Source organism: Thermostichus sp. MS-CIW-15 (genome assembly GCF_054060575.1).
The window spans coordinates 1-9,591 of sequence record NZ_JBSSDI010000055.1 but is presented as its reverse complement, the minus strand read 5'-3'; the positions used below and the strand labels follow the sequence as shown (position 1 = coordinate 9,591).

6 protein-coding genes are annotated in these 9,591 nt (G+C 62.0%); 1 reads left to right on the top strand and 5 read right to left on the bottom strand.

The window, feature by feature from the left end; translation table 11 throughout:
- Positions 1–112: 112 nt before the first annotated feature.
- The 4 genes from ACVW0R_RS13120 to ACVW0R_RS13105 form a co-directional block, all read right to left on the bottom strand.
- On the bottom strand, positions 113–868 hold the full coding sequence (locus ACVW0R_RS13120) for a response regulator transcription factor (RefSeq protein WP_011430714.1): 756 nt from the start codon (positions 866–868) through the stop codon (positions 113–115).
- A 147-nt stretch (positions 869–1,015) separates the two neighbouring features.
- Positions 1,016–2,794 (bottom strand): ABC transporter ATP-binding protein, encoded by a 1,779-nt coding sequence (locus ACVW0R_RS13115; protein WP_011430715.1) that lies wholly within the window; start codon positions 2,792–2,794, stop codon positions 1,016–1,018.
- 150 nt (positions 2,795–2,944) lie between these two features.
- Positions 2,945–4,285, bottom strand: coding sequence for an FIST signal transduction protein (locus ACVW0R_RS13110; RefSeq protein WP_011430716.1), 1,341 nt, complete (start codon positions 4,283–4,285; stop codon positions 2,945–2,947).
- A 93-nt stretch (positions 4,286–4,378) separates the two neighbouring features.
- Positions 4,379–5,971, bottom strand: a complete 1,593-nt coding sequence (locus tag ACVW0R_RS13105) for a LysM peptidoglycan-binding domain-containing M23 family metallopeptidase (RefSeq protein ID WP_099813064.1) — start codon at positions 5,969–5,971, stop codon at positions 4,379–4,381.
- A 399-nt stretch (positions 5,972–6,370) separates the two neighbouring features.
- On the opposite strand from ACVW0R_RS13105, the gene cysS reads away from it, so the two are divergent.
- Positions 6,371–7,891: a cysteine--tRNA ligase gene (gene cysS, locus ACVW0R_RS13100; RefSeq protein ID WP_457502174.1), complete on the top strand. Its 1,521-nt coding sequence runs from the start codon at positions 6,371–6,373 to the stop codon at positions 7,889–7,891.
- A gap of 23 nt (positions 7,892–7,914) precedes the next feature.
- Here cysS and ACVW0R_RS13095 read toward each other — a convergent pair whose 3' ends face one another.
- Entirely contained in the window at positions 7,915–9,444 is a 1,530-nt protein-coding gene (locus tag ACVW0R_RS13095) for a S10 family peptidase (RefSeq protein ID WP_011430719.1), read from the bottom strand.
- Positions 9,445–9,591: the final 147 nt, after the last annotated feature.

The following is a 9,591-nucleotide window of genomic DNA, read 5'->3' as shown; positions in this document are numbered from 1 at the left end:
GTTTTACATACCTAGCCATACCAAGCAGCCATACTGAACATACTGGGCATTATTTTCAGTATAGTCCAGCATATCATTGACTAGAGTCATGCTCTCCTACGGCAGGTGGTTTTTACGGGGAAGAGGAGTCTTTTGCCAGTTCCGGCTGCAGCGGCTGGGGATCGGCAATGTTGGGCAGCTCCAGACAGTAGCCCGCCCCGTAGACAGTTTTGATGTACTGGGGGTGGCGCGGATCCGGCTCCAGCTTGGTGCGCAGATGGCGGATGTGGACGCGAATGGTCTCGATGTCGTCGTCGGGCTCGTAGCCCCACACTTCCTGCAGGATTTCGCTGGGGGAGACTGTCTGGCCGTGCCGCTGCATCAGGCAGTGGAGCAGGTCAAACTCCAGGTGGGTGAGCTTAATGGTTTTGCCAAACCACACCGCCTCGAAGCGCTCTGGCACCAGGGTGAGGGGGCCATAGGTGAGGATCTCGCCGTGTTTGGCCGTCTGGGGAATGCGATCGGCACGTCGCAGCAGGGCCCGCACCCGCACCAGCAGCTCCTGCACCTCAAAGGGTTTGGTCAGGTAGTCGTCGGCGCCAGCGTTGAAGCCTTCAATCTTGTCTTGGGTTTGGCCGAGGGCGGTGAGCATCAGGATCGGGATCTCACTGGTGCGCTCCTCCCGCCGCAAGCGCTGGCAAACCGTCAGGCCGTCCACCTGGGGCAGCATCAGGTCGAGAATGATGAGATCCGGAAGAACCTGCAGAGCCAGTGCTTGTCCGCGTACCCCATCGGTGGCCTTCACGACCTCATAGCCCGCCAACTCCAGATTGATACGCAGAATATCCAGAATTGAAGGGTCGTCCTCAATGATGAGTATGCGAGCCATAGCCGGTTGCAGCCCAAACTGCGGATAAAACGTTTTGTTAAATCAGCTAACAAGAGTCCAAAGCTTTACGACTCAAAGTTTACTTAATTCTAGCCTCATTGCAAATCTGGCCGGGAGGCGGGTGGGCGCGGCTCCAGGGGAGACCCTTCATCCGGCTTGGCGGGCACGCTTTTTCGGATCCCCTTTGGGAATGGCGGCGATGAGGCGGCGGGTATAGTCCTGCTGCGGGTTCCGGTAGATCTGAGCGGCAGGGCCAATTTCTTCGATGCGGCCTCGGTTCATGACCAGAATGCGGTCGCTCATGAACTTGACCACGCTCAGGTCGTGGGAGATGAACAGATAGGTCAGTCCCAGCTCCTCCTGCAGATCCTTGAGCAAGTTCAGCACCTGGGCCTGTACGGAGACATCCAGGGAAGACACTGCCTCGTCGCAGACGAGCAGGCGCGGCTCCGAAGCCAGGGCGCGGGCAATGCAAATCCGCTGCCGCTGCCCGCCGGAAAACTGGTGGGGCAGACGATCCAGCGCCTCGGGATCCAACCCGACTCGTTCAAACAGGCGTTGGGCTCGTGCTCGCCGCTCGGCGGCGTTTCTCCCCATCCCGTGCAGCACCATCGGCTCCATGACGCTGGCTCCCACACTCATGCGCGGATCCAAAGAGGCTGCCGGATCCTGAAAGATAAGCTGGATCTCGCGGCGCAAGCGGCGCAGGCGCCGAGGCGGCAGGCGGAGCCAGTCTTCTCCGTCGTAGATTACCTGGCCGGAACTGGCGCGGATTAGACGCAACAGGGTTCGCCCCAGGGTGGTTTTGCCGCAGCCGGACTCGCCCACCACCCCCAGGGTTTCGCCTGGATACAGGTCGAAGCTGATCCCGTCCACAGCTCGGATCTCGCCCACCTGGCGGCCCAATGGCCCGCGACGGACGGCATAGTGGGTGCGCAACTCCCGCACCTGCAACAGAGGGGGCTGGCTGCATATCTGGCGCAGCCGTTCTTCCTCTTCGGCGGCTGGGATCTCCAGTTGCTGCCACCGCTCCTCGAGGGATCCCCCCTTTTCCTGGAAATCCTGGACGGTGGGCAGCCGCCGCAACCGCCGCTCCAACGGTGGGCGACAGGCCAGCAGGCCGCGGGTGTAGGGGTGCTGGGGATCCCAAAAGATCTGTTTCACCGATCCTTGTTCCACGGCTTGGCCCCGGCACATCACCACCACCTGATCCGCCAATTCCGCCACCAAATTGAGGTCGTGGGTGATGAAGAGGATCGCCATCTGTCGCTGCTGCTGCAGATCCCGGAGCAGGCGCAAGATCTCGGCTTGCACCGTTACATCCAAGGCGGTAGTCGGCTCATCAGCAATCAACAGCTTGGGGTTAGAGGCGATGGCACAGGCGATGGCCGCCCGCTGGATCTGGCCGCCGGAGAGCTGATGGGGATAGCGCTCCAGCATCTGGGGAGAAAGCTGCACTTCCTCAAACAGGCGGATGGCTTGGGCGCGGAGCTCCGCTGGGGGGAGGGAGGTGTGGGCCCTCAGGGTTTCCCGCAACTGCTGGCCACAGGTGTAGAGGGGGTTGAGGGCGGTGCTCGGCTCTTGGAAGATCATGGCGATCTGGGAGCCGCGGTAGCGCCGCCGTTGCCGGGGATCCAGCCGCAGCCAGTCCACTGTTCCCTGGGGGCCCTGAAAGAGAATGGTGCCTTCCACCCGAGCGGAGCTGGGCAGCAAGTCCATCAGCGTCAGGGCGGTTATGGTCTTGCCGGATCCGGATTCCCCCACTAAGCCCAGGACTTGTCCGGCCCCCAGTTGAAAGGACAGCCCATCCACCACCGGGGATCCCAAGCATTCTGCCTGGCTGCCGGCAGTGCGGCTGGGCAAGAAAACCCGCAACCCCTGAACAGTCAGAAGGGCAGAAGTGACAACCGGAGCGACATCGGCCATGGCTGAGGGCGGCGATCGAGGGATTGGCAGGATTATAGACCACCGCTCCAGCTTCCCTTCTTTCCCCGCTGGGGCAGCTCCAGGACTTCGGCAGCGTCGCTGAGGGAGTCTGGGTCTCAGCTACAAACTCAGCTCAGGATTGCCAAAACCTTAGCGGGCGGGCCGGAAGATCCCAAAGCAGGAGGTGTAGCCGTGCAAAAAGGTGGATCCCCCCACCGGGCCGATCTCGCCGTTGCAAAAAAAGCCCCCCAGGGGTAGCTCTCCCAGCAATTCCCGAAACCGTTGCGAGTCAAAGTTGGGGGTACCGTACAGCCCCTTGCCTCGTCCCAGGCAGGAGAACATCAGCGCCCCACAGGGATCCGGCTTGGGTTGAGAGGAGCGTTCTGCGGGGTAGCTTTGCTGTAGGTTGCGCTCGGCACAATAGCGGCTGAGGGCCCACCGCAGATCTTCCGCCGAAGTCTGGGCATCGCGCAGATGAAACTGCACCGTCTGGCCGGGGCGCACCCGATCCCCGATGGCGATCGCCCCCACCCGTGGATCGATGCCCAGGATCACGCGAATGAGAAAATCTCCCGACGTCGGCTCGGATTTGAACTCGTCCATCAGCAGGCCGATGAAGAGAGCTTGGCGGGCCAAGCGTTGATCCGATGGGCTGAGCCGTTCGGCCAAATCCTGTAAGACCGCCAAAGGAGGACGCCCCTCCAAGCTGAGGATCACATTCCCCTCCGCTTCGGTGACGCGCAAGGGATCCCCAATCGGGCGACATCCCTGAGCCACCACCGCATCTAGCACCACGTTGCCGGAGAGGGCCAGCCCCACCGTGCCTTCCCGATACAGCTCCCGCCGGGGTGTGGGGGTACGCGCATCCAGCAAAAACAGAGCATTGCCGCGAGGGCCGCGGCCGCCACTGGCCAATCCCCCCACCTTGACCGCCCCCGGATAGGCAAAATCCAGCCCTTGCAACAGCTCAGAGATTCGAGAGGAAAATCCATCCGCCAAGAGCAGAAAATGGGGCTTGCTCTGCGGCAAAACTCCAACCAAGTCTATCCAGGCCGAAGGAGGTGCATCCAAGTCGGGCAATTGGTTTCCCCGCAAATAAAAAGGGTGCAAGGCCACATCCGGCAGCACCGCCAAAGACAGCGACAGGGCCGGCCCCTCCTCAATTTCATGCCCCCCACCCACGATCCCGCCGCCGGAGCAGCCGATCAAAACGTCCACCTCCAACAGCTCCGACAACAGGGGCAGCACGCGAATGTACTCGCTGGCAAAGGCCGCCGACACAAACAGGATCCCCAAGTTGGGCCGCAGCGGCTGAGAGGGGACGTACCCGGTGAGCAGCCCCGGCAGGCTGCCGGATCCCACCGCCTGCACCTGTCGCGTCAGGGCGCTCTTCAGTTGGGCTACCTGGAGCTTAGCCTTAGCTTCCTCCACCACCTGCCGCAGAGCCGCTTCCAGAGAAGGGAGCTGGGAGAGCGCGTTCACCCACTGCATCGGCGTGTTCCTACGGTCTGGAGTTTGCTTTTTTAGGCTAGCAATTTATGCCCGGGACTGGCTGTTCTGCGCAGCCTCTTGTTTGAAACGTGTTTAGGGCAGATAGGGCCGCGGATCCACAGGCGCGCCCCCGCCGGGGCGGACTTCAAAGTGCAAGTGTGGCCCCGTGCTGCGGCCCGTATTGCCCCGGCTCATGATTACCTGGCCCTGCTGCACATACTGGCCCTTGGACACATAGATCCGGTGACCGTGGGCGTAGCGGGTAACGATCCCGTTGGGATGGCGAATATCGACGCGATTGCCGTAGCCATCCCCGGCATTGCCGGCAAAAATGACCTCCCCCTCCTGAACGGCTACAATGGGGGATCCCACCGGGCCGGGAATATCGACCCCCGCATGGAAGCGACCGCGACGGTAGCCAAAGCCGGAGGTGATTTGCCCCGCAACCGGCCAGATGAAGCCACTGCTGCGGGCCGGAGGAAGAGCTGGAGGAGGAGCTGCCGGCGCTGGCCGAGCTTGGGATTGGCTCCGGGCTCGTCGCCCGGGGGCCGGCGGGGCGGGCTGCGTGCCAGGCGCCGGAATTGTCAGGCGTTGGCCAATGCGTAGCCAGTGGGGATTGCGCAAGTGGTTAGCCTGGATGACCGACCGCTGCGTCACCCCATAGCGAGCGGCAATCCGCTCGATGGTGTCGCCAGCTCCCACCGTGTGGACCAGCGAGCCACCGGCCAAGAGGGCCTGTCGTTCTTGCTGCATCTGCTGGGCCTGGCGTTGCTGCTCGGCCTGTAATCGAGCTTGTTCCTGGGCTTCCTCTTCCTGGCGGCGGCGTTCTTCTGCCTCGCGGCGGGCGAGCATCTCGTTCTCGCGCCGGATCAGCTCGCCCACATCGCCGGGGATGAGCAGTCGTTGGCCAATGCGCAGATACTCAGGCCGATCCAGGGGAGTTGCCTCGATGATCCGCTGCTGCGGAACCCGGTAGCGGTTGGCAATGTCTTCCAGTGTATCTCCCGGCTTGACGCTGTAGATCAATCCCGGCTGGCTGGGGATCAGCAGCTTCTGCCCTGGCCGCAGCGGCGTACTGGCTTGAATGCCGTTGGAGACAGTGATGGCGGCGGCATCGAGCTGGTACATCTGGGTCAGATGCCAGAGGGTTTCCCCCGGCTGCACCTCATGCTCGAGAATGCCTCGGGGCCCTTCCCCAGTCGGGATCTGGCCCGCCTCGAAGGCTTGCCGCAGTTGGGCTTTTTTTTGCTCGTAGTTCTGCTGCAGGGCGCCGGACAGCGTGTGCACCGAGGGCGGAATCGGCTCCGCTAGCCGGGATCCCCAAGGGTGACGAGAAAGCTGGCGTTGATGCAGCGTGGCCACCCCCGCCAAGCCCAGCATGAGCAAGAGGCCGGTGGCCCACCTCGGGTAGCCCCGTCGCGCCGGAGCCAAGGTCGAGGGATCTGGATTTTCTAGCTCGGCTGGCTCATCGGAGGGGGCCGGCCCCGACTCTTCCAGGGCATCGGCGTGGGGATCGGCCTCCAGCTTCAGGAGCCACACCAGGCCCGTTAAGCTGAGAGAAAGGGCTAAGCCAGCCCACCGGAGTCTTGACGGGGCAGACAGAAGTGCCGGCTCTCCCCCCTCGGCAGCCCGCTCCTGAGCGGTCGGGATCCCTGCCGGATCCTTGGGCGGAGAAAGGGTGCTCACGGCAGCGCTATGGATGTCCAGCTCCCTCCCCTGGGCATCTGAGAACGTCAATCTTTGGGGCATCCTCACACCAACAGGCTGACACTAGAGTGAAAGAGAAGATGTCAAAATTGAGGCCAGCGGCCCCTTGCTGCAAGCTCCACCGAGGCCGGTGAAGCCCAAGCGCAGTTCGATAATGAATACGTTGGTTCGCACTCAGGTTAGAGTACCGTAGTTAATAAATCTAGACAAGTCTTTGCAGGTAACTTCAGCTAAAATGCTTGTCCCACAATGATTTCAGCCTTCGGCCTGTTGAGATTTTGTCGAGCCTTATCCGATGTAGAACAGAGTGTGCCACCGTGCCGATCTGGAAGATAAAGCCCGCTTTGCTGTAGCTGAAACTACAAACCAGGATTCTCCATGACTTTGGTTGTCTACAACACCTTGACTCGCCGTAAGGAAGTGTTTCAACCCTTCGGTGGCTCTGAGTCCATTTCTGCCGACGAGGCGGCGGGCGGGGAGAAGCCGCTGGTGCGGATGTACGTCTGCGGCGTCACGGTTTACGACCTCTGCCATCTCGGCCACGCGCGCACCTATGTGGTGTGGGATATGGTGCGTCGTTACCTGGAGTGCCGCGGCTACCGGGTGAAGTATGTGCAGAACTTTACCGACGTGGACGACAAGATCCTCAAGCGGGCCTTAGAGCGGGGCGAGTCGATGCAGGCGGTGGCGGAACGCTTCATCGCCGAGTATTTCCAAGATATGGATCGCCTCAACATCAAGCGGGCCGATCTCTACCCCAGGGCAACCCGATCGCTGCGGGCCATGTTCGAGCTGATCCAATCGCTGGAGCTCAAGGGCTTTGCCTACCGGGTACGGGATCCCCTCGCCCCTCAGGGGGAGACTCCTGCTTACGATGTCTACTATGCCGTCCGTAAGTTCCCGGATTACGGCCAGCTCTCCGGTCGCAAGCTGGAGGAGCTGGAGGCAGGGGCCAGCGGCCGGGTGGGAGAAGAGGGCGCTGGCAAACGGGATCCCTTTGACTTTGCCCTTTGGAAGGCGGCCCCCCCTTCCGAGCCGGGGTTTGAGTCCCCTTGGGGTTGGGGGCGACCGGGCTGGCACATCGAGTGTTCGGCCATGGTGCGAGAGACTCTGGGGGATCACATCGACATTCACGCTGGTGGGGCAGACCTCATTTTTCCCCACCACGAGAACGAGCTGGCCCAATCCGAGCCAATTACCGGCAAGCCGCTGGCCAAGTACTGGCTGCACAACGGCTTTGTCAACGTCAACGGCCAGAAGATGTCCAAATCTTTGGGCAACTTCACCACCCTACGACAGGCCCTTGCCCTCTATCACCCCATGGCCCTGCGGCTGTTCCTGCTGCAGACCCATTACCGCAGCCCGATTGACCTCACTGAAGCAGCAATGGAGGCGGCCAGCCACGGCTGGGAGACTCTCCAAAAAGGGATCCACTGCGCCCAGCAGTTTGGCCAAGGGGGATCCCCCGATTCCGAGGCGATGAGGGCTTTCCAGACGGCCATGGACGACGACTTCGGCACCCCTGGGGCGCTGGCTCTTGCCTTTGAGCTGGCCAAGGAACTGATCCGCGAGCACAACCTCTTGAACCACCAGGGCCACACCCACCTGCAGCCGCACTTGCTGAGGCAGAAGGGCGCCGCCCTGCTGGAGATCTTGGCCACGCTGGGCTTCTGCTGGCCCCAGCCTGCCCAGGGATCCGAGAAAGCTGCCGCCAACGGGGAACTGGCCAAGCTTCCACCCCTTGAAGACGCGCGGATTGAAGAGCTGGTGGCCCAACGCACGGCGGCCCGCAAGGCGAAAAACTTTGCCGAAGCCGATCGCATTCGGGAGCAGTTAAAGGCTCTGGGGATCACCCTTATCGACCAAAAAGACGGCACCACCCGTTGGCTGCGGCAGTAGGCAGGCGGGGTTGGGATTGCCCATCACGCAGGGATCCCCGAGCTGGAAACGGCCTTTCGGTAAAACTCAGCCATTTCGGCAAACCACTCGGCCCGCGAGGGATCCCAGGTGTAGAACATGTGGCCGCCGCGGTAGTGGCGCAGGGTGAGGTTGGCCTTGAGGCGGGGATCCAGCTTCATCAAATCCACCAGGTGGTTGGAGGCAAAGTAAGGGGTGACCAGGTCGTAGAAGCCGTGGTGAATGCTCACCCGCATGTGGGGGTTGAGGGCCATGCTGCTGCGCAGCTCGTCCATGGCGCCGATGAACCCTTGCTTGAGCTCCCCCTTGGGGGCGAAGCGCCAGGACTTGAACACCTCTAGGTTCAGGAGGTGATAGGTCAGCTCCGTGTCCACCTGCAGGGTCTCCCGCAGGTGGCTGTTGATGGCGGCAGTAAACAGGCGATCTACCCCATCTAACGTGGGATCGGATCCCTCGAAGGTAGGCCGATCCGGAAAGGGATCCACGGTGGTTACAGAGGCGTCGTAGAGCCCCAGCACCAGCCGCTGGGAGCGCAACAGCTCGCGGGCAAAGCTGGCCGGGTCGATCCGCCCCCCCTTGTGGGCCACATACTCCGGCGAGAGTCCGATCCCTGCCGCCATCTCCGCGTAGATGGCCTGCCGCTCCGCTTCTGGCATCGCCTCTCCCATGGCCAAGAGGGGCAACAGCCGCTGGCGGGCAAAGCCTTCTGCTTTGGGCAGCAGGATCTGCAAATCCTCCCCCCAGCCACACCGCCCATGATAGGCTGCTGTGGCGACATAGGAGGGGAAAAGCATTGCCCAGGTGCTGAGGTTGTAATCGGTGGTCTCCAGCAGCCCGAACTCGATGGCCGGCGAGATGAGAATAGCCCCCGACAGGCCCACGCCAAACTTGGCTTGCAGCTCCTTGGCCAGCCGCGCCACCCGAAAGCCCCCGTAGCTCTCGCCGGCAATGAAAATGGGAGAGAGCCAGCGCTTGTAGCGCGAGAGGAAGCCCTGGATAAACTCGCCCAAGGATTGCAAATCCCGCTCCACGTCCCAAAAGGGAGCCTCCTTGGGGGGCTCGTCTTCCTTTTCCTCCGCCTGGGTGGGCTTGGCCGCCGGATCGGATTTTTCCTGAGAACTTTTGGCGTCTTGAGACTCCTTGGGCAGGGCGCGGCTGAACCCCGTCCCCACCGGATCGACAAAGACCAAATCAGAAAACAGCAGCCAACTTTCGCCGTTATCCACCAGTTGCACTGGCGAGGGCGGCAAGCTGCCGTTGGGCCCAAAGCGGAGGCGTCTCGGCCCCAGGGATCCCATGTGCAAATAGGCAGAGGCCGCCCCCGGCCCGCCGTTGAAGACGAAGGTGAGAGGCCGCTGTCGGGAGTCAACCTCCTGCCTCAGATAGGCGACGTGGAAGATCTCGGCTACCGGCTTTTCCCGCCGGAAGAGGGTCTGCCAGCCGGCCACCGCCCTGTAGGGGAAGGACTTTCCCCCGGCGTTGAACGTGTGCTCCGTGGTGTGCAGGACAGGAGTGGACTTGGATTCTGCAGGCATAGAGACACGGGATCCACAACTTGCTGATCCAGTGAATCACAAGTTGCCGGATCTGATACATTTACGCTGAACACTGCTGAGCATTACTGCTCAGCGGTGAAGCGATAGCATTCTGTCCGTTTCCGTTGTCACTACGCGACGCTGACG